Genomic DNA, 21,631 nt, shown 5'->3' on the forward strand with positions numbered 1-21,631 from the left:
CGGCCCGGCCGGGAAGCGGCGGTTGGCCAGGTGGTCGAAGAACACGTCGTCGGGCACTAGGCCCGGCACGGCCACCACGCTCCAGCCGGTCAGGCGCTGGAGTTCCTCGTTGATCCGCTTGAAGTCGGGAATGCCCGAACGGTGCAGGTCGAGCGCGTCGAGACCGCGCAGGAACGCATCGCAGGCCCGGCCCGGGAGCAGGGCTGTCTGGCGTTCGTACAGGGTGATCCAGACGTCGTGCTCGGCCTGGGTGTAGTTCTCCCAGCCCTGATCGATCGTCCAATCCGGCCTCGCCCCGGGGGGCGGGCCGCCGCTAAAACCATCTGCGCTCATGGGATGACGTTACGCCCGGTTCGCGGCAAGTTCCGTTCGGATTTTGCGCGATATACCGGGGCGCCCGGAGAGACGTTGCGTCTAGTGCGAAATCCGGGGGCGAAGCTTGTAGGCGCCGTGGTCGAAGCTCTCGAAGATCACCGCCGTCTGCGGATGGCCCACCGGCTCGCCGGTCTCGTCGGCCAGCAGGTTCTGCTCGGAGACGTAGGCGACATAGGTGTTGTCGTCGTTCTCGGCCAGCAGGTGGTAGAACGGCTGGTCCTTGGTCGGCCGGATGTCCTCGGGGATGGAGTTCCACCATTCCTCGGTGTTGGCGAACACGGGGTCGACGTCGAACACCACGCCCCGGAAGGGGAAGATCCGGTGCTTGACCACCTGGCCGATCGCGAATTTGGCGAATCTCGAATTCATGACGGACAGCCTAATCCGAGTCTCCTGACTAGAACCTGAACGTAGAGTTCCGTGACCGGATAACAAGGCGACGCCTTCCGGCGCGGGAATCTCGTTGCTATGCTCGGTTCCGAAGTGAGGCGGTTCGGCATGAATCGCCTGCGAGACAAGGTGGAAAGACCATGTCGGAGGCGCCGAGCGCGCCCGGCGCGCCTCAGCCTCAGGGCTCGGGCCGGCGCCGGCCGCCAGGCGAGCAGTCGTGCTATGCGGCGCTCGACCTGGGTACGAACAACTGCCGCCTGCTGGTGGCGACGCCTTCGCCGCGGGGCTTCCGCGTCGTCGAGGCCTATTCCCGCATCGTGCGCCTGGGCGAGGGGTTGTCGCAGAGCGGCCGCCTGTCGGACGAGGCCATGACCCGCTCGATGGCCGCCCTGAAGGTCTGCGCCGAGAAGATTCGCCGCCGCAAGGTGCTGCGCGTGAAGGCGGTGGCCACCCAGGCCTGCCGGGGTGCGACCAATGGTCCCGACTTCGTGCGCCGCGTGGCCGAGGAGACCGGCCTGCGGCTGCAGATCATCACGCCGAAGGAAGAGGCCCAACTGTCGGTGGCCGGGTGCATGAGCCTGTTCGACCGCGAGGCCGAGGCGGCCCTGGTGGTCGATGTCGGCGGCGGTTCGACGGAGCTGTCCTGGGTCGATCTCAAGGGCGGCGGGCTGGACGCCAAGCCCCGGCAGTTCGCCGCCTGGCGGCTGCCGATCAAGGCCTGGCTGTCGATCCCGATCGGCGTGGTCACCCTGGCCGAGCGCTTTCCCGAGGGCGAGCGAGTGGAGGAGGGGTGGTTCCGGGCCATGGTCGACGAGGTCAAGGGGCGGATCGAGGCCTTCCCGCACGCCGAGCCGATGCGCGAGCTGTTCGAGAACGGCCGGGCCCACATGGTCGGCACCTCGGGGGCGATCACCAGTCTGGCGGGCCTGCACCTGGGCCTGCCGCGCTACGACCGCAACGTGGTCGACGGCCTGTGGATGCACCGCCACGAATGCGAGGCGGCGGCTGATCGGCTACTGACCCTGACCGCCCGGGAGCGGGCCCTGGAGCCGTGCATCGGGGCCGATCGGGCCGACCTGGTGCTGGCCGGAGCGGCGATTCTTCAGGCCGTTCAGGAGCTTTGGCCGTGTTCGCGCGTGCGTGTCGCCGATCGGGGGCTTAGAGAGGGACTTCTGATGTCCCTGATGTCCGATCAACAGAAGAAGCCGCGCCGGCGTCGGCGCGGCGGCGCGGGCCGCTCCAGGCTCGAGACGGTGAACGCATGAACGACGAGCCCCCCCGCAAGCGCATGGTCAAGCCGCCGGCCGGCGGCAACGACGGCGGCCGGGCCAAGCCGGCCCGCCTGAAGACCGCCTTCGGCCGCACGCCCTCGCAGCAGGCCTGGCTGGAGCGGCAGATCAACGACCCGTTCTCGGCCAAGGCCCGGGCCCTGGGCTATCGCAGCCGCGCCGCCTTTAAGATCAGCGAGATCGACGACAAGCACCACTTCTTCAGGAAGGGCGCGCGGATCATCGACCTGGGCTGCGCGCCCGGCGGCTGGCTGCAGATCGCCACCGAGCGCGGCGTGACCGATATCGTCGGCGTCGACCTGCTGCCGGTCGATCCGGTCGCGCCGGCCCACATCCTGGAGATGGACTTCACCGACCCGGCCTGTCCGCCGAAGATGCTGGAGCTGCTGGGCGGCGCGCCAGACCTGGTGATGTCGGACATGGCCCCCAACACCGTCGGCCACCGCGAGACCGACCACCTGCGGATCGTCGGCCTGATCGAGATCGGCGCGGAGTTCGCCATCGAGGTGCTCAAGCCCGGCGGCGCCTTCGTGGCCAAGGCGTTCCAGGGCGGCGAGACCGCCGAGGTGATCGCCCAGCTCAAGAAGCACTTCACCAAGGTCGTCCACTTCAAGCCCAAGGCCAGCCGCAGCGACAGCTCCGAGGTCTTCCTGGTGGCGACGGGGTTCAAGGGGCGCTAGGCGCCCGCCCAAGGCAGATGTTTGGAGTCGTTGCGCTGCTCGGGGAGCAACGACTACCCCTCCGCGTTTTGCCTTCCCGCAACTAGTAATCCATAGATTGATTTCTTGATGTTTAGTCCCCCATAAGAATAGATCGTAAAAATTGCGATAGAATTAAATCGTCTCATGGATGTATTTTGAGCGGTGAACGGCCTCTCTAAGCTTCGCTGCATAGCGAATTTTACAATTCGAACTCTTGCGGCGGCGCGATTGTCGGCGTGACCATCGGCCCGCGTATTCGACGCGTCATTACGAGAGGCCGTTAGATGTCAAAGTCCCTGAGTATCGCCATCGCTCTCGCTATTGGACTGTCGGCGGCGGGCTCTTCCGCCTATGCCGCGCCCTGCAAGGACGCCAAGGGCAAGTTCACCAAGTGTCCGGCCTCGGCCCCGGCCAAGCCGGTCAAATGCAAGGACGCCAAGGGCAAGTTCGCCAAGTGCTCCGCGCCTGGGGCCAAGCCCATCCACTGACGCGCTTCGGCGGCGTTGGGGCCCCCTCGACGTCGCCGACCCTGCACTTAGAGCCTCTTCGTCACCATTTATGCAGCCAATCGGGTCGACACGACGGCCTCCCGTAGGTATACGCGGCTCGCAAAATGGAGACTCCAATGGAGATTCGCGAAGGGCTCACCTTCGACGACGTTTTGCTCGAACCCGGTCCGTCCGACGTCATGCCCACCCAGGTGACGACCGAGACCAAGTTCACGCGTGAAATCAGTCTGAACATCCCGCTCGTGTCCGCCGCCATGGACACGGTCACCGAAAGCCGGCTCGCCATCGCCATGGCCCAGGCCGGCGGCATGGGCATCCTGCACCGTAACATGACGGTGGACGAACAGGCCGACCACGTGCGCGAAGTGAAGCGTTACGAAAGCGGCATGGTCATCAATCCGCTGACCATCAATCCCGACACCACCCTGGCCGAGATCCGCGAGATCACGGCCCGCCGCAAGATCTCGGGCTTTCCCGTGGTCGAGGCCAGGACCGGCAAGCTGGTCGGCATCCTGACCAACCGCGATATGCGCTTCGAGGGCGACGACAAGGTCCCGGCCTCGGCGCTGATGACCCACGAGAACCTGATCACGGTGCGCGAGGGCGTCGATCCCCGCGAAGCGCGCGAACTGCTGCGCAAGCACAAGATCGAACGCCTGATCGTCGTCGACGACGCCTATCGCGCCGTCGGCCTGATCACCGTCAAGGACATCGAGAAGGCCCAGGCTCACCCCCTGGCCGCCAAGGACGACAAGGGCCGGCTGCTGGTCGGCGCGGCGTCGACGGTCGGCGACGCCGGCTTCGAACGCTCGATGGGCCTGGTCGAGGCCGGCGTGGACGTGGTGGTGATCGACACCGCCCACGGTCACTCCAGCCAGGTCGCCCAGGCGGTCAGCCGCCTGAAGCGCGAGGCCAACCGCGTGCAGATCGTGGCCGGCAACATCGCCACCTACGACGCCGCTCGCGCCCTGATCGACGCCGGCGCCGACGCGGTGAAGGTCGGCATCGGCCCGGGCAGCATCTGCACCACCCGCATCGTGGCCGGCGTGGGCGTGCCGCAACTGACCGCCATCGCCGAAGCCGTCCGCGCCGCCCGCGAAAGCGGCACCCCGGTGATCGCCGACGGCGGCATCAAATATTCGGGCGACCTGGCCAAGGCCATCGCGGCCGGGGCCTCGACCGCGATGATGGGCTCGATGTTCGCCGGCACCGAAGAGGCGCCGGGCGAGGTGTTCCTGTACCAGGGCCGCTCGTACAAGAGCTATCGCGGCATGGGCTCGGTGGGCGCCATGGCCCGCGGTTCGGCCGACCGCTACTTCCAGAAGGACATCACCGACAGCTTCAAGCTGGTGCCGGAAGGCATTGAAGGGCAAACACCTTTCAAGGGTCCGATCGCCCCGGTGCTGCACCAGCTGGTCGGCGGCCTGCGGGCGGCCATGGGCTATGTCGGCGCGCCTGACATCCTGGAGTTCCAGAAGCGGGCCCGCTTCGTGCGGATCACCGGCGCTGGTCTGCGCGAGAGCCACGTCCACGACGTGATGATCACGCGGGAAGCGCCCAACTATCCGAGCGCGGTCTAGCGCGTGCGGATGGCCTTCGAGCTTCAGATGCTGGCCGCCGCGGTGGTCCTCGGCCTCGTCCACCTGTTCTGGGCGGCCGCGGCCGCCCAGCCGCAGCGGGGCCTGAAGTGGAACGTCGGCCCCCGCGACACGCCGGTGGAGCTCGCGGGAATGGCGGGGCGCCTTGAGCGCGCCTTCGCCAACTTCCGCGAGACCTTCCCGTTCTTCGCCGCCGCCGTGCTGGTCGCCTATCTGGGCGGCCGGCTCGGAACGCTCACCACCTATGGCGCCGTGCTCTATGTTGGCGCGCGGACGGTCTATGTCCTTCTCTATGCCTTCGGCGTGCCGGTTGTCCGCTCGCTGGTCTGGCTTGCTTCCATGGTGGGCCTAGGCCTGATCCTGGCGGCCTTGGTGATCTGAAAACAAATGCGTGACGGCGGCAGACTGACAGCGGCGATCGAGGTTCTCACCGAGATCGAGACGCGCCACTTCCCTGTACGGATGGCGCTGAAGCGCTGGGGCGAGAGCGCCCGCTACGCCGGCTCCAAGGACCGGGCCTTCGTCTCGGGCCTGGCGCTGGACGCCCTGCGCCGCAAGCGCTCGCTGGGCTGGATGATGGGCGACGACAGCGCCCGCGGCGTGGTGCTGGGCGTGCTGGCCCATGACTGGGCCTGGCCCGCCGAGCGCATCGCCGAAGCCGTCGGCGAGGAGCACGGACCCGGCGCCCTGACCGAGGTCGAGCTCGAACGCATCGCCGCGCCGCGTCCGATCGCCGAGGCGCCGGCGGCCGTCGCCGGCGACTATGCCGACTGGCTCGAACCCTTCCTGACCCGCGCCCTGGGCGACGGCCGCACCGCCGAAATGGCGGCGCTGTCGCAACGCGCGCCGGTCGATCTGCGCGTCAATCTGCTGAAGACCGACGTACCGCGCGGCGCCAAGGCCGTGGCCGCGATCGGCGCGGAGCCGGCCGGCGTGCTGGACGCCGCCTTTCGCATCGCCGCGCCCCAGGCCGCCGACCGCACCCCCTCGGTCGAGGCCGTGCCGGCCTTCTCCAAGGGCTGGTTCGAGGTCCAGGACCTGGGCTCGCAGATCGCCGCCGCCACGGCCGGGCCGATCAAGGGCAAGCAGGTGCTCGACTTCTGCGCCGGCGGCGGGGGCAAGACCCTGGCCCTGGCCGCCGCCATGGGCAACAGCGGCCAGATCTACGCCCACGACAGTGACGCCCGCCGCCTGGCCGACACCATCCGCCGCGCGCAGCGGGCAGGGGTGCGCAACCTGCAGATCCGCTCACCGATCGAGGGCGAGCCGCTGAAGGGCCTGGAAGGCAAGCTGGACCTGGTGTTCGTCGACGCCCCCTGCACCGGCTCGGGCACCTGGCGCCGCCACCCGGACGCCAAGTGGCGCCTGTCGCCCGACCAACTGGCCAAGCGCCAGATCGAGCAGGACGCGGTGCTGGCCGACGCGGCCGACTTCGTGAAGGTCGGCGGCCGGCTGATCTATGTGACCTGCTCGCTATTGGTCGAGGAGAACGAGGACCGTGTCGCGGCCTTCATTGAACGCCACCCCGGTTTCGCCGCGACGCCCGTCACGCTCGATGGCGTGCAGGAGCACATCACCGCGCAGGGCTATCTGCGCCTGACGCCCAAGAGCGCCGGCACGGACGGCTTCTTCGCGGCGGTGCTGGAGCGGAAGTCTTAAATCCTTCTCCCCCTGTGGGAGAAGGTGGCCGCTCGGCGGTCGATGAGGGGTCTTCCACGGCGCGACCGCTGTGCGACGAGACCGCATCGTCCGCCGTGCGCCCCCTCATCCGTCGGCCTGAGGCCGACACCTTCTCCCGCGAGGGGAGAAGGACCCGACATGAACGAACGACGCTGAAAAGGACCCGCGCATGACCCCTGAACCCCACCACCAGCGCGTCCTGATCGTCGATTTCGGCAGCCAGGTCACCCAGCTGATCGCGCGCCGGGTGCGCGAGGCCGGCGTCTATTGCGAGATCCATCCCTTCGACAAGGCCGAAGGCCTGGTCGACGACTACGCCCCCAGCGCCATCATCCTGTCGGGCGGCCCGGCCAGCGTTCTGGAAGCCGACAGCCCGCGCATCGGGACCAAGCTGTTCGAGCTGGGCGTGCCGATGCTCTGCGTCTGCTACGGCGAGCAACTGCTGTGCGACGTGCTGGGCGGCAAGGTCGAGGGCGGCCATGCCGGCGAATTCGGTCGCGCCGAGCTGACCATCGGCAAGGACAACCCGCTGTTCGCCGGCCTGGCGGGCGTGGGCGAGCTGGAAACCGTGTGGATGAGCCACGGCGACCGCGTGACCGCGATCCCCGAAGGCTTCGAGGTCATCGCCACCTCGACCGGCGCGCCGTTCGCGGCCATCGCCAATGACGCGCGCAAGATCTACGGCGTGCAGTTCCACCCCGAGGTGGTCCACACGGTCAACGGCGCCCAGATCTATCGCAACTTCCTGAAGCTGGCCGGGCTGAAGGGCGACTGGACCATGGCCGCCTTCCGCCAGGAGATGGTCACGAGGATCCGCGACCAGGTCGGGACCGGCAAGGTGATCTGCGGCCTGTCGGGCGGCGTCGACAGCTCGGTGGCCGCCGTGCTGATCCACGAGGCGATCGGCGATCAGCTGACCTGCGTGTTCGTCGACACCGGCCTGCTGCGCCTCAACGAGGCCGAACAGGTCGTCACCCTGTTCCGCGACCACTACAACATCCCGCTGATCCATGTGGACGCCGGCGCCGAATTCCTGGGCGCCCTGGCCGGGGTCAGCGACCCCGAAACCAAGCGCAAGATCATCGGCGGCAAGTTCATCGACATCTTCGACCGCGAGGCCGCCAGGATCGACGGCGCCGATTTCCTGGCCCAGGGCACGCTCTATCCCGACGTGGTCGAGAGCGTCTCGGCGCGCGGCGGCCCCTCGGCGGTGATCAAGAGCCACCACAATGTCGGCGGTCTGCCCGACTTCATGAAGCTGAAGCTGGTCGAGCCGCTGCGCGAGCTGTTCAAGGACGAGGTCCGCGCCCTGGGCGTGGAACTGGGCCTGGCCCCGGCCTTCGTCGGCCGCCACCCGTTCCCCGGTCCGGGCCTGGCCATCCGCATCCCCGGCGACATCACGCCCGAGAAGGTCGCGGTGCTGCAGCAGGCCGACGCCATCTATCTGGAAGCGATCCGCGAGGCCGGCCTCTACGACAAGATCTGGCAGGCCTTCGCCGTGCTGCTCCCGGTCAAGACGGTCGGGGTGATGGGCGACGCCCGCACCTACGAGAACGTCCTGGCCCTGCGCGCGGTGACCTCCACCGACGGCATGACCGCCGACTTCTTCGAGTTCCCCTGGGACGTGCTGGGCAAGACCGCCACCCGGATCATCAACGAGGTCCGCGGCGTCAACCGCGTCGTCTACGACGTGACCTCCAAGCCCCCCGGTACGATCGAGTGGGAATAGGGGTAATATAACACCGCATTCGCCGGATCTATCCGTCGTCCCGGGCTCACTTGGGTGGCCCCGGCGAGTGCTATTTGCGCCTTCGCTTAGGCTCCGCGCCGGGCTCGCTATTGCGAAGGGTTCTGACCGTCCGGCGCCGCGTTGACGGGAAGGGCGTGCTCCAGGGGCTGGGCTATCGACCCGACAGGGTCGGGCCACTATCTCAGCTTGCATGGTGAAAGGATTTGCCGGGAAATGGAGACGTCGGCCGCTTGGCCGGCGATCGGACGAACCTGGCGAAATTTGACGGCGACCCCGCCACGGCGGAGACGACCTCTCATGCCGATCATCCGCTTTCAGTCTGGAAGATCAGGGCGCGCGATCCATGACCGTTGGACACGAACATTCTGGCCCGCGGGGAGATCCGGAAGACCGGCCAGACACCGCTGGGGGATTGCCGCGCTACCAGTATGGCGAGTTTTCAACTCGCGGCGTCCCATCGGGGCGGCGATTCAGTCATCTCAATGAAACAGGGCTGTTCGGGACAGCCGATGTCCGTCTCACCGACGCCGAGGCCGTCGAGCGGTCCCATGCGAGGACCCGGTGGTTCGCGGGCGGGCAAGCGGTCTATTTCGAACAGGAGATCGGGTTCGCCATGACCGGCCAGCGAACCCGGCGACATCACGCGGCGGACGGCCTCGACGGTCTTTCGATCAACCTGCTGCTCTCGGGGGGGCATCATATCGAAGTCGACAAGGGGGGTGCGGCGGCCCTCCGGGCGGGAGACCTCTTCGCCTATGACGCCACCCGTCCGCAGAGCACCCACGGCGACGCCTACCATGTCGTCAGCCTCTACCTGCCGCGTCCGGTGGTCGTCGCGGCGGTGGGCGAGGCCAGGATCGACGACAGGTTGGCGCTCGCCACCCTGTCGGGATCACCGCTGGCGCCGTTTCTGATCGGGCAGATGCGTCTGCTCGCCGAGCACGGCGCCACGCTGGGACCGGAGGAGTTCGACGCGGCCCTTGACGCGGCCACGAGCCTGGCCGGCGTGCTCCTGCGGCGGCGCGTGCTGGAGACGAGGGCTGACGAGCCGCGGGAACAGGCGGGCCTGTTCACGGCGGCCCAGCGCTTCATCGACTTGCACCATTACCGGCACGATCTTAGTCCCGACATGATCGCGGCGGCGCTGGGGTGTTCGCGGGCGCATCTCTATCGCGTGTTCGCGGCCCGCGAACAGACCGTTGCGGCCCACCTGCGGGACGTCCGGCTGCGTGTCTTTCTGCGGAAACTGGCGCAGGACCCCCAGACAGGCATAGCCGAACTGGCCTGGAGCTGTGGGTTCGGGTCCGACGTCTCGGACTTCTCGCGGCTCTTCAAGCGAAGGTTCGGCCGCACGCCGCGCGAGGCGCGCAGCGCGCTGCTCGCCGAAGGGGGCCTGCGTAGCCTTGAGACGCCAGGGCGTCTCTTTTGAGACGCGATCCCTAACGCCATTCCGCCATCCCTTTCTATGAGCGCCCTTTGGCGTCATGGGATCGGGTACCCTTCTGCGCCGTCCGGAATCCGGAGGCGTGGCGGGCATGAGCGGTGGGGGCGGGAAGGGCGCGGCGCGCCTGGCGGGAGCCGCGGCGGTGCTGGGCGCCGGCGCCCTTTGCGGTCCGGTCTGGGCGCAGACGGCGCCGGACGCCGGAAGTCTCCAGAGGCAGTTGCGCCAGGAAATCCCGCGTCTGACGCCCACCAGTCCGACGGTCGCGCCCGAAGCGCCGCCGTCGGGACCCGACAATGGCCGACGGGTCGCGGTGGCGCGGTTCGTGGTGGACGGCGCGACCCTGGTTCCCGCTTCGGAACTGGAGGCCCTGCTGCGGGCGGATGTTGGCCGGTCCCTGTCCTTCGCTGAGCTTCAGGCGGCGGCGCAGAAGGTCGCCGGCCACTACCGGACGCGCGGCTACTTCGCCCGCGCCTATCTGCCGGCTCAGGACGTCAGCGACGGCGCCGTTCACATCGCGGTCATCGAGGGGCGTTTTGGCCGTGTCCTACGGACAGCGGGCCCGACGCGCGCCGACCGGGACTTCGTGGAATCGGTGGTCGCCGCCCGCCTGACGCCCGGCGCGCCCTACTCGGTCAACGCCCTGGAACGGGGCCTTCTGCTGGCCGGCGACCTGCCGGGAATCGCGGTGCGCGGCACGCTGAAGGCGGGAGCGACCCCCGGGGCCAGCGACCTGGAACTGACGATCGAGGACGAGCCGTTCGCGACGGGCAGGGTGGGCGTCGGCAACTTCGGCGTACGATCGACGGGTGTCTATCAGGCGACCGCCGCCCTCTCGCTCAACAACGGGCTTGGCCGGGGCGACCAACTCCAGGTTCAGATCGCCGGGGCTGAGCGGCTTGGCTATGGGGCGGTCGCCTACAGCTTGCCCCTGGGCGCCGACGGCTGGCGCGCCGGGATTCATGTCAGCACCCTCGGCTACAGGTTGGGCGGCGACTTCAAGGACCTCGACAGCGACGGCGCCGCGACGACGCTGGGCGGTGACCTTTCCTATCCCCTGGTCCGCGGCGCGGCCTGGACCTTGCGCGTCCGCGCCGGGTTTGATCATGGCCGTTATGACGACAACAGCCTGGGGCGGCCGCTTCGCCGAAAGCGGATCGACAAGGGCGCGCTGGGCCTGATGGGCGAGGCCGCCGACGATTGGGGCGGCGGCGGTTTCACCACCTACGCCGTCACGGCGACCTGGGGGGCGCTCGACCTCTCCCGCCTGCCGATGGACAAGGCCCAGGACGCGGCGGGGCCGCGCGCCGCGGGCGGCTTCTCCAAGTTCGTCGTCGAGGGCCGGCGGGACCAGAGGTTGGCCCGGGCGCCGGACCTGATGCTGCGCGGCCGCATCGCCGGCCAATGGGCCTTTGGAAATCTCGACAGTTCCGAACAGTTCTCGCTGGGCGGCCCCGACGGCGTGCGGGCCTATCCGGTCAACGAGGCGGCGGGCGACAGCGGAATCCTGGGCAGTCTCGAAGTACACGGACCGATCGCCGAGGCCTGGGCGGCGGGTCTCGACGGTTTCGCTTTCGTCGATGCGGGCCTGGTTCGCCAGCACGCCGACACCTGGAAGGCCTGGAACGCCGGCTCGAACCGACCCAACAGCTATTCATTGTTCGGCGCCGGCTTCGGCCTCGCATGGACCCTTCCGGACCGAACGAGCGTCAGTTTCGTCGTCGCGTGCCCCATCGGGTCCAATCGCGGCGCGGACCAGCCCAACCACAACCAGGACGGCGGCGTGACCGATCCAAGGGCGTGGCTCTCCATCGCCAAACTGTTCTGAGGTGGATCGATGTCTGATCGCGGCGGAATGAACCGGACCTATCGGCTGGTCAGGAATCGGGCGACGGGCCGCTGGACCATCGCTTTGGCGGCGCTGGGCCTGATGGCGCAGCCGGGTCTGGCCCTGGCGGACGGCGTCGCCGGTGGCGCATTGCCCACGGGCGGGCGAGTGGTCTCGGGGCAGGTGACGATCGACTCGTCTGGCGCGGCGATGACCGTGACCCAGGAGACGGCGAGGGGGATCATCAACTGGCAGGGCTTCGATGTGGGCGCGGACGCCTCTGTCACGTTCAAGCAGCCCGACGCCGCCTCGGTTACGCTGAACCGCGTCATCGCGGGCGCTGGCAGCGTGATCGCGGGCAAGGTCTCGGCCAACGGCAAGGTCTATGTCGTCAACCCCAACGGTGTGTTGTTCGCCAAGGGCGCGCAGGTCAACGTGGGCGGGCTGCTCGCCTCGACGGCGGACATTGTCGATCGGGATTTCCTCGCTGGCCGGGAGGTCTTCATCCGCGACGGCGCACCGGGCGTTGTGGTCAACGAAGGGACGATCACCACCCGGGGCGGCGGCTCGGTGGTGCTGGTCGGCGGACAGGTCTCCAACCCGGGCGTGATCGCCGCCGCCGGCGGCCACGTGGCCTTGGCCTCGGGCGCCAAGATCACCCTGAGCGCGGGGGCGAACGGGCGCCTCCTGATCGAGGTGGACGGCGACACGACGGCAGGGTTGGTCGAGAACGGCGGGCTGATCGCGGCGGACGGCGGCCAGGTGATGATGACCGCGCAAGGCGTCGGCACCGCGATATCCTCGGTGGTCGCCAACACCGGGACAATCCAGGCCAGGACGATCGGCGGCCAGGCGGGACGAATTCTCCTGCTGGCGGACATGGATACGGGCCAGGCCAGGATCGGCGGCGTGATCGACGCATCCGCCCCGGCCGGCGGCGATGGCGGCTTTGTCGAAACCTCGGCCGCCAGGGTGGCCGTGGCCGATGGGACCCAGGTCACCACCCGCTCGACCTCGGGACGGACCGGAACCTGGTTGATCGATCCGCACGACGTGACGATCTCGGCAGGGCCGTCCAGCGGAGCAGGGGGCTTGACGGCCAGCGCGGACGACACGGTGATCAACGTGACGACCCTGACCAACGCCCTGGCCAACACCGGCGTGACGATCTCCACCGGCGTTGGAGGCGCCCAGGCCGGGAACATCACGGTCGCGGCGCCGATCTCCTGGAGCGCCGACACCATCCTGACCCTCGACGCCGCCGGCGATGTCGTCATCAACGCGCCCGTCGCCGCCACTGGCGCCAACGCCGGCCTCGCCCTGAACTACGGCGGCGACTACAGGTTCGGGACTGGCGCCCGCGTCACGCTTTCGGGCGCCAACGCCAGCCTGTCGCTCAACGGCGCCGCCTATACGTTGATCCACGACGTCGGCCAGTTGCAGGCGATCCAGAACGATCTCGCCGGTCGATACGCGCTGGCGGGCGACATCGACGCATCAGCCACCAGCAGCTGGAACGCCGGCGCCGGCTTCACCCCCCTGGGGATGTGGGGCGGCACGGCCTTCAGCGGCGCGCTGCATGGCCTGGGCAACACGATTTCCGATCTTTCGATCACCGGGACCACTTATGTCGGCCTGTTCGGCTACTCGCAGAACGGCACGTTCCGTGACTTCGGCCTGACCGGCGCTTCGACGATCCGATCGTGGGTCCCGGACCTCGTCTATATCGGCGCCCTCGCGGGCATCGTCGTGAACGCCAAGGTCAGCAATGTCTTCAGCACCCTCAAGATCTACTCAGGCGCCACGGAGACGTCCGCCGGCGGGCTGATCGGCGAGGCCTATCAAAGCACCATCAGCAACGCCTACACGACCGGCGACGTCACCAGCATCAACGCCGGCGAATATGTCGGCGGCCTGGTGGGCGGGATCTTCGCGACGACGGTCAGCAACAGCCACGCCACGGGCGTGATCACGGCCCGAAGTTCCAATCCGGGCCATAACGGCCATGCCACCTATTCAGGCGGCCTGGTCGGCTATGTCGCCGCGGGAAGCCTGCTCAGCGGCGGCTACGCCACCGGCCCGGTGACGGGGGGCGAGTTCGCCGGCGGACTGGTCGGGCTCAACGGGGGCGTTATCGAGGACAGCTACGCCACGGGCGCGGTGTCGAACTACGGCTATGCCGGCGGGCTGGTCGCCTCGAACATCGGCGCGATACGGACAAGCTACGCCACGGGCGCGGTGTCCGGCGACCTGAGCGCCGGCGGCCTTGTCGGTGACAACAGCGGCTCGGTCGGCGCGAGCTTCTGGGACGTGACGCGCAGCGGCCTGGCGTCGGGGATCGGCGCCGGCGCCGCAAGCGCCGGCGTCAGCGGACTGACCGCCGCCCAGATGACGGACCTCTCGACCTTCACCGCCGCGGGTTGGAACATCGACGCCATGGGCGGGACGAGCGCGACCTGGCGCATCTATGACGGCCAGACCGCCCCGCTGCTGCGGGGTTTCCTGAAGGGCGTCACGGTGACGGCCTTGGGCGACGGCAAGACCTACGACGGTCTGGCTTATGCCGGCGGCGCGGGCTTCACCAACTCGACGCCGGGCGCCGCGCTGCTCGGTTCCTTGACCTATGGCGGCTCCGCCGTGGGCGCCGTCAACACGGGAAGTTATGCGATCAAGGCTGGTGGTCTCTATTCAGACCAGCAGGGCTACGACATTTCCTATGTCGACGGTGCGCTGACCATCGGCAAGGCGGCGTTGACGGTCACGGCCTTGAACGACGCCAAGACCTATGACGGCCTGGCCTTCGGCGGCGGAGCCGGCGTCGGTTACGTGGGCTTGGTCAATGGCGAGACCGCTTTGGTGCTGGGTGGAGCGCTGGTGTATGGCGGAACGGCGCAGGGCGCGGTCAACGCCGGGAGTTACGGCCTGACCGTCTCGGGCCTGAACTCAGGCAACTACGACATCCGCTACGTGGACGGCGTGCTGACCATCGGCAAGGCGGCGCTGACGGTGACGGCTCTTGGCGCAAGCAAGGTCTATGACGGCGTCGCCTACGCTGGCGGCGCCGGCGTCGATTACGCTGGCTTCGTCAACGGTGAAACCGCTTCGGCGCTGGGGGGAGCGCTGGTCCATGGCGGAACGGCGCAGGGCGCGATCAGCGCCGGGAGCTACGGCCTGACCGTCTCGGGCCTCAGTTCCGGCAACTACGACATCCGCTACGTGGACGGCGCGCTGACCATCGGCAAGGCGATCCTGATCGTCACCGCCTCGGGCGTCGGCAAGGTTTATGACGGCGCGGTCAGCGCCACGGTCAGCTTCAACGACAACCGCGCCGCCGGAAGCGCCCTGATCGTCACCGGCGACGCCGCCTTCACGGATAGGAACGCGGGCGCGGACAAGGTCATCGCGGTTTCCGGCTTGACCCTGTCGGGTGCGGACGCCGGAAACTACACGCTCGCGAGCCGGAGCATCACGGCGGTCGCCGACATCGCGCGCCGACCTGTCGATGTCGCCGCGACCCCTCAGACCCTCACGGCCGGGCACGACATGCCGGCTCTCACCTTCGGTCTCGGCGGTGGGGGCTTGGTTGGCGGCGATACGGCGGCGGACGTGTTCACCGGCTCCCTGGCCTCCACCGCGCTGAACAACTTCGTGCCGGGAACCTATGTCATCACTCGGGGCACGCTCGCCGCCGGAGGCAACTACGCGATCGCGGATTTCGCCGCCGCTCCGCTCACCATTCTGGCCTCGCCCCATACGCTGACGGCCGGGGAGGTACGCCGCATGACCGCCGCCGCGACGGACACGCCCGATCCGAGGTCGCCCAGAGTCGGCGCTCCGGACTTGACCTTCGCGGCGGAGTTCATCCGTCCGGTGTGGTAACCCCGGAACTCAGGAAATCCGTCGAACTGTCACATGCCGGTGCTAAGCGCAGCCCATGCTGGCGATTCCGCAGGACATGACCTTTGTGAAGAGCGGTCGCGGTGAGCCGCGTCGATGACCGACCTCGTCAGCGTCCGGGCCCAGCGGGACGACCTCTACCACTTCATCGTCCGGCGCACCCGCGACCCGGCCGCGGCCGACGATCTGGTGCAGGAAACCTTCGCGCGCCTGCTGACCTACGAGCGTGCGCGGACCGTCGTCGACCGGGCGGCGCTTGGCTACAGCATCGCCCTCAACCTGGTTCGCGACCATTTTCGCAACCGCAAGCGCCGACCGGTCGAGGCGTTGAACGACGACATCCCCTGCGAAGCCCCCGCGCCGGAGCAGATCCTGATGCATCGCCAGAAGGTCGAGGTGTTCAGCAGGGCGCTGGACGCCATGCCGCCCCTGCGGCGGGACGTCTTCATCCGCCGCCGTCTGCATGGCCAGAGCTGCCGGCAGATCGCCGTTGATCTCGCCATGAACGAGGCCGCGGTCGAAAAGCATGTGGTGCGCGCGCTGGAGCAATTGCACCGTGAGGTCGCCAAGGCCGAGCGCCGCCAGGCGGGGCGGCGCGCATGAGGCGGGATCGCGCCAATCCGGAGGCCACGCTCTGGGCGGCCCGTCGTCTGGACGCCGACGCCGCGCCTGACGGCGCCTTCGAGGCCTGGAAAGCGGCCGATCCCGGCAATGCAGAGGCTTTCGAACAGGTCTGGACCACCACGCGGGATCCCGCGCTCGTCGAGGCTCTACGTCTCAGCGCCCAGCGCCGGAAGGCGCCGCGCTCGGCGCGGCGTGGCGCGGCTCTGATGGGCGGGCTGGCCTTGGCCGCTTGCACGGTCGCGGGCGTCGTCGCCTGGCCGGACCTGCAACTGATGTTGGTCGCGCCGCAGCATCTGGAAACGGCTCCAGGCCAGCAGCGTGAAATGGCCCTGGCCGACGGCACGCGGGTGACGCTCGATGGCGCGACCAGCCTCGAGGTCCAGCTGGGCGCCTATCGTCGCCGGGTGCGGCTGACTCGGGGCGAGGCCTTCTTCGATGTCGCCCATGACCCGTCCCGGCCCTTCACGGTCGACGCGCCGGAGGGGGCGGTGCGGGTGCTGGGCACCGCCTTCGACCTGGAACGCGGCCAAGGCCGGCTGGACCTGTCCGTGCATCGCGGCAAGGTGCGACTGACGCCCGAGGGGTTGGGACGTCCCTCCGTCGAGTTGACGATCGGCCAGCGGGCGACGGCGCGGGACGGCGCCGTGTCGAAGATCCGCGCCTTCGACGCGACCGCCGAGGATTGGCGCAGCGGCTGGCTGGAGACCGACGGCCTGTCGCTCGACCGCCTGATCGAAAGGCTCAATCGTCATTCGGCGCGGCCGATCGTCGTCGTGGATCCTGCCCTGGGCCGTCAGCGCGTGGCCGGACGCTTCCGGCTTGACGAGCCCGACACCCTGGTCCGGAACCTGGCGTTGATGCATGGCTTCAAGGTGCGCGAGGCGAACGACCGTCTCGAACTGACCCGCTGACCCGCGTGGCGTCAATCGCCCGGCGTCTTCGAAACTTCACAAAAATCCCTGTCCTGAAAGGCAAGACGTCCGCGTCTTTCCCCCGAAGCCGGCGAACACGCCGCGCGAAAGTCGGGGATATTGCATGACGTTCAACAGCTCGAGCTGGCGGCCTTCCGCCTCGGCCGTGGCTCTACTGCTGGCGAGCGCGACGCTCGCCGCGCCGGCCATCGCTTCGGCGGCGCCCACCGCCGTGAAGGCGAACCTCGCCATTCCCGCCAGCGAACTGTCGGTCGCCCTGCCGGCGTTCTCGCGGGCCACCGGCCTGCAGGTGCTGGCCGATCCGGCCCTGATCCAGGGCAAGCGGACCTCGGGCGTCAAGGGCGCGATCGACGCCGACCGCGCCCTGGCCCAGCTGCTGCGCGGCACGGGCCTGACCTTCGTCCGCAGCGGCGGCAGCGCCATCCTGCGTCCCGCCGCCCAGCCGATCTCGACGCGGCCCGCGCCGGTGGCGAGCGCCAGGGCGGACTCCGCGCCGCCGGCCGCGGCCCCGGCCGACGACAACACCATCGAGGAGCTGGTGGTCACCGGCGGCTTCGCCAGCTCCCTGGCCAGGGCTCTGGGCGACAAGCGCAAGGCCGCCAACGTCATCGACGCCATCTCGGCCGAGGACATCGGCAAGTTCCCGTCCAACAACATCGCCGAGGCCCTGCAGCGCGTTCCCGGCGTCGCCATCACCCGCGACCGGGGCGAGGGCCTGTTCGTGCGCGTGCGCGGCCTGGGCCCCAATTTCCAGATCGTCACCCTCAACGGCCGCAGCGCCGCGGTGAACGAGAACATGCGCGACTCCGGCCAGAGCGGCCGCCAGTTCCGCTTCGACACCCTGCCGTCCGAACTGGTGGCCGGCGTCGAGGTCGGCAAGACGCCTCTGGCCTCGCTGGACGAGGGCGCGATCGGCGGGGTGATCAACGTCAAGACCTTCCGCCCGCTGGACCTGGGCCGCAACACCGTCGCCGCCTCGGCCACGGCCAGCTATCCCGAACTGGCCGGCAAGACCGATCCGCGTCTCTCGGGCCTGATCAACTGGGTCAATGAGGACAAGAGCTTCGGCGCGTTGCTGGCCCTGGTCTACGACCAGCGCACCCTGCGCCAGGACCGGGTCACTGGCGTGGGCTGGAGCTATGTCGACACCACGACCACGCTGGGCAAGAGCCTGGCCGCCCAGGGGATCAGCCTCTATCCCACCGCCATCCGGCCGACGCTGGAACGCGAGGATCGTGAACGCAAAGGGGTGGTTTTCTCGGCCCAGTACCGCCCGAGCGACGCCACCGAGGTCACCTTCGACGCCAGCTACACCAAGCTGGACGACCACTATGACGAACTGACCCATTCGGTCGACCAGACCGTCTCGACCCTCGTTCCCGGCTCGGCGGTGATCACCAACGGCGTGCTGACCGGCGGCACGGTCACCTCCACCAGCCAGATCGGCCGCGAGGTCAGCGATCTGGCGCACGACAACCTGATGCTGGGCCTCAACGTTCGCCAGAAGCTCGACGACTGGACCCTGTCGGCCGATCTGGCGTTCGGCCGGGCCTATTCGGAAACCTCCAAGCCGATCACCCGCACCCGCCTGCTCGGACCGGTCGGCCAGACGACGTTCTCGATGACCAAGGCCGACGACGAGAAGCTGCCCAGCGTCGCCTTTCTCACCGGCAATCTCGGCAATCCCTCGCTGCTGCCGTTCCGCCGCATCGAGTGGCGCGTCAACGACTCCACCGACGAGGAAAAGGCGATCCAGTTCGACGCCGAACGCCCCGTGTCGCTGGGCCCGATCGCCCGCGTCGCCTTCGGCGTGAAGTACCGGGAGCGCGAGCGGGAATATAATCGCGCAGACATCAACTACACGACCAACCTGGCCGGCAAATTTTTCGACGCCAGCTATTTCGACGCCTTCCCGGTCGGCGACTTCCTCGGCGACGTCGGCGGCAACGTGCCCAAGACCTGGGTCATGCCCGACCCCGCCGCCTTCTGGGCCCTGGCCGACAAGACCCAGAAGGGTACGGCCCGCGCCGACCAGCGCAACTCCTACGCGGTGTCCGAGAACATCACCGCCGGCTACGGCCTGGCCGACCTCGACACCCGGCTGTTCGACCTGCCCCTGCGCGGCGAGGTGGGTGTCCGGGTCGCCCAGACCAAGCAGGTCTCGGCCGGTTACGCCGACAACGGGACGGCGGCGATCCCGGTGCGCTACGAGAAGACCTATACCGACGTCCTGCCGACCGCCAATTTCGTGCTGGAGCTGTCCGACAGCCTGCAGGCCCGGGTCGCGGTCGCCAAGGTGATCACCCGCCCGTCCCTGGCCGATCTGGCCCCGCGCCTGACGCTCAACTCCTCGGGCACGGTGCTGACCGCGGTCGGCGGCAATCCGGAACTCAAGCCGTTCGAGGCCTGGCAGTACGACGCCACCCTGGAGTGGTACTTCGCCCCCGGCAGCGCCCTGATCGCCGGCGCCTTCTACAAGGACATCACCACCTTCGTTTACAGCCAGAAGACCAACTTCGTCGTCGACGGCCAGACCTACCAGCTGACCTCGCCGACCAATGGCGGCCAAGCCACGATCAAGGGCCTGGAACTGGCCTACCAGCACCTGTTCAAGAGCCTGCCGGCCCCGTTCGACGGTCTCGGGTTCCTGGCCAACTACACCTACACCGACACCGAGGCGACCTATTCGCCGACGCTGAAGGACGCGATGGTCAACGTCGCCAAGAACAGCTTCAACCTGACGGGCTTCTACGAGAAGGACCGCTTCGCCGCCCGCGCCAGCTACAGCTGGATCGACGACGTCCTGCAGGACGTCGGCGGGGTTGGACTTTCAGCCCTCAACGACAAGGCGTTCGGCTCGCTGGACGCCAGCGTCAGCTACAAGATCACGCCCCGGATCACCGCGGCGATCGAGGGGCAGAACCTGACCGACGCGGCCCAGTGGCAGTTCGTCAAGGGCGGTTGGTTCGGCGGTTACACCAACTATGGCCGAACCCTGAGCCTGGGCCTGCGCGCCAAGTTCTAGGGACCTTCGCGCCTCCGCCTTCCTCGCAACTGGCCCGCGTGGTTCGCCGCGCGGGCCGCATCTTGAGCGCCCCATGCGTTTCGTCGCCAGTCTGACCAGCTTTCTCATCCTCGCCCTGACCGTTGGCCTCGCGACGCCGGCCGGCGCCCAGCAGGCCGGCGACCGGCTCGAGAAGGTCGTCATCCTGACGCGCCACGGCGTCCGGGCGGCGATGTCCAGTCCCGAGAATCTGGAGACCGCCTCGGCCCGGCCCTGGCCGAGGTTCTCGGTTCCGGCCGGCCACCTGACGCCCAACGGCGCGGCGCTTTCGACGCTGTTTGGCGCCTACTACCGGGAACTCTACACGTCCGAAGGCCTGCTGACCGCCGGCGACTGCGGCGCCGTCTACTACTGGGCCAATGTCACCCAGCGCACGATCGCCACGGCCGAGGCCTTGTCGGAGGGCCTGTCGCCCGGCTGCGCCAGCATGGTGCATACGGTCGGGGAAGGGCGCGTCGATCCGCTGTTCGAGCCCGTCGGCGCGGGTGTCGCCAAGCCTGACCTCGCCCTGGCCCGCGCGGCGGTGAAGGGCAGGGTCGGGGGCGGTCTGGCCGCTTGGAGCGCCAGCCACCGCGACGCCGTCGAGACGCTCGACGCCCTGCTGATGCAATGCGAGCGCCGGCCTTGTCCGGTGAACACCGGCGCCGGCAAGAGGCGCGTCATCGACGCCGTTCCGGCCTTCGACGACAACGGCGGTGAAACCGTCGGGATCGCCGGTCCCGAAGCCTTCGCCTCGGGGGTCACCGAGAGCCTGCTGATGGCCTGGGCCGACGGCCAGGACTTCGCCGGGCTGGGCTGGAAGGGGCTGGACCAGGACACCCTGTTGCGGGTCTTCGCCCTGCACCAGGCCGAGTTCGATCTGCGTCTGCGCACGCCCTATGTCGACCAGGTCGCCAGTTCCTACCTGGCGTCCCGTCTTCTCGCGACGCTACTGGGCGACGCCGATGGGGCCGCGATCGGCGAGGCGAGCTCCCGCATCGTGGTCGTGGTCGGCCATGACGGCACCCTGGCGATGCTGGCGGGCCTGCTGCGGCTGGATTGGACGGCGCCGGGCTACCAGCCCGGCCAGATCGCGCCGGGCGGGGCCCTGGTCTTCGAACGCTGGCGGCGCGCCGACGGCCAGCGTGTGATCCGCGCCCGTTTCACGGTCCAGACCCTGCCGCAATTGCGCGAGCGAACGCCCCTGAGTTCGACGACCCCGCCGGCGGTTTCGCCGCTCTTCATTCCAGCCTGCAGCGAGGCCACGACGGCCTTTGACTGTCCGCTGGAGGTTTTTGACTGGACCGTGCGGTCCGCGGTCGATCGACGCTTCATCCATCCGTGACCATTCTCGCGCGGGGCGCTTGAGGCTCACCGTCCATCGGCTCTGGTTCATCGCCGAAGTGTCTCGCATCCAGCCGCCAAATCCAGCCAACGGCGCGGCAAGCCAAAGGCCGCCAATCGCCGAGCAGTAGCGTGAGCGGGGATGGCCGTCGGCGACGGTTCGTTCGGGGATTTGTTTTGGTATAGTCCAAATGTCAGTCAAGTTGCCGGGCGCCGTTGCGCCGCGACGC

At 68.7% G+C, this 21,631-nt stretch carries 15 protein-coding genes and 1 pseudogene; 14 read left to right on the top strand and 2 right to left on the bottom strand.

Going from position 1 to position 21,631, the window contains the following annotated elements; translation table 11 throughout:
• A pseudogene (locus PMI01_RS01545) lies at positions 1-333 on the bottom strand (phenylalanine 4-monooxygenase); the annotation flags it as partial.
• Between the two features lie 81 nt (positions 334-414).
• A complete protein-coding gene (gene hspQ / locus PMI01_RS01550) occupies positions 415-744 on the bottom strand; it encodes a heat shock protein HspQ (RefSeq protein WP_007662122.1) in 330 nt (109 codons plus the stop codon).
• Positions 745-905: 161 nt separating this feature from the next.
• On the opposite strand from hspQ, the gene PMI01_RS01555 reads away from it, so the two are divergent.
• The 14 genes from PMI01_RS01555 to PMI01_RS01620 all read left to right on the top strand — a co-directional run bounded on the left by PMI01_RS01555 (position 906) and on the right by PMI01_RS01620 (position 21,402).
• A complete protein-coding gene (locus PMI01_RS01555) occupies positions 906-2,030 on the top strand; it encodes a Ppx/GppA phosphatase family protein (RefSeq protein ID WP_007662124.1) in 1,125 nt (374 codons plus the stop codon).
• Positions 2,027-2,734, top strand: a complete 708-nt coding sequence (locus tag PMI01_RS01560) for an RlmE family RNA methyltransferase (protein ID WP_007662126.1) — start codon at positions 2,027-2,029, stop codon at positions 2,732-2,734. The genes PMI01_RS01555 and PMI01_RS01560 overlap by 4 nt, the downstream gene beginning before the upstream one ends.
• 305 nt (positions 2,735-3,039) lie before the next feature.
• Positions 3,040-3,243 (top strand): hypothetical protein, encoded by a 204-nt coding sequence (locus tag PMI01_RS01565; RefSeq protein ID WP_007662128.1) that lies wholly within the window; start codon positions 3,040-3,042, stop codon positions 3,241-3,243.
• Between the two features lie 137 nt (positions 3,244-3,380).
• Positions 3,381-4,844 (top strand): IMP dehydrogenase, encoded by a 1,464-nt coding sequence (gene guaB, locus PMI01_RS01570; RefSeq protein WP_007662130.1) that lies wholly within the window; start codon positions 3,381-3,383, stop codon positions 4,842-4,844.
• A gap of 3 nt (positions 4,845-4,847) precedes the next feature.
• Entirely contained in the window at positions 4,848-5,243 is a 396-nt protein-coding gene (locus tag PMI01_RS01575; protein WP_081497613.1) for an MAPEG family protein, read from the top strand.
• Between the two features lie 6 nt (positions 5,244-5,249).
• Positions 5,250-6,521: an RsmB/NOP family class I SAM-dependent RNA methyltransferase gene (locus PMI01_RS01580; RefSeq protein ID WP_007662134.1), complete on the top strand. Its 1,272-nt coding sequence runs from the start codon at positions 5,250-5,252 to the stop codon at positions 6,519-6,521.
• Between the two features lie 190 nt (positions 6,522-6,711).
• Positions 6,712-8,271, top strand: coding sequence for a glutamine-hydrolyzing GMP synthase (gene guaA, locus PMI01_RS01585; protein WP_007662136.1), 1,560 nt, complete (start codon positions 6,712-6,714; stop codon positions 8,269-8,271).
• A gap of 364 nt (positions 8,272-8,635) precedes the next feature.
• On the top strand, positions 8,636-9,721 hold the full coding sequence (locus PMI01_RS25915; protein WP_081497614.1) for a helix-turn-helix domain-containing protein: 1,086 nt from the start codon (positions 8,636-8,638) through the stop codon (positions 9,719-9,721).
• Positions 9,722-9,776: 55 nt separating this feature from the next.
• Entirely contained in the window at positions 9,777-11,561 is a 1,785-nt protein-coding gene (locus tag PMI01_RS01595; RefSeq protein ID WP_081497615.1) for a ShlB/FhaC/HecB family hemolysin secretion/activation protein, read from the top strand.
• A 27-nt stretch (positions 11,562-11,588) separates the two neighbouring features.
• Positions 11,589-15,440, top strand: a complete 3,852-nt coding sequence (locus PMI01_RS25920) for a beta strand repeat-containing protein (RefSeq protein ID WP_051989868.1) — start codon at positions 11,589-11,591, stop codon at positions 15,438-15,440.
• 114 nt (positions 15,441-15,554) lie between these two features.
• On the top strand, positions 15,555-16,061 hold the full coding sequence (locus PMI01_RS01605; protein ID WP_007662149.1) for an RNA polymerase sigma factor: 507 nt from the start codon (positions 15,555-15,557) through the stop codon (positions 16,059-16,061).
• Positions 16,058-16,993 (top strand): FecR family protein, encoded by a 936-nt coding sequence (locus tag PMI01_RS01610; RefSeq protein WP_007662151.1) that lies wholly within the window; start codon positions 16,058-16,060, stop codon positions 16,991-16,993. The genes PMI01_RS01605 and PMI01_RS01610 overlap by 4 nt, the downstream gene beginning before the upstream one ends.
• 124 nt (positions 16,994-17,117) lie before the next feature.
• Positions 17,118-20,039, top strand: a complete 2,922-nt coding sequence (locus tag PMI01_RS01615) for a TonB-dependent receptor (protein WP_007662152.1) — start codon at positions 17,118-17,120, stop codon at positions 20,037-20,039.
• Between the two features lie 73 nt (positions 20,040-20,112).
• Complete coding sequence (locus PMI01_RS01620) at positions 20,113-21,402, top strand: histidine-type phosphatase (RefSeq protein ID WP_007662154.1); 1,290 nt, start codon at positions 20,113-20,115, stop codon at positions 21,400-21,402.
• The last annotated feature ends 229 nt before the right edge of the window (positions 21,403-21,631 follow it).

This window comes from Caulobacter sp. AP07 (genome assembly GCF_000281955.1).
GTDB lineage: Bacteria > Pseudomonadota > Alphaproteobacteria > Caulobacterales > Caulobacteraceae > Caulobacter.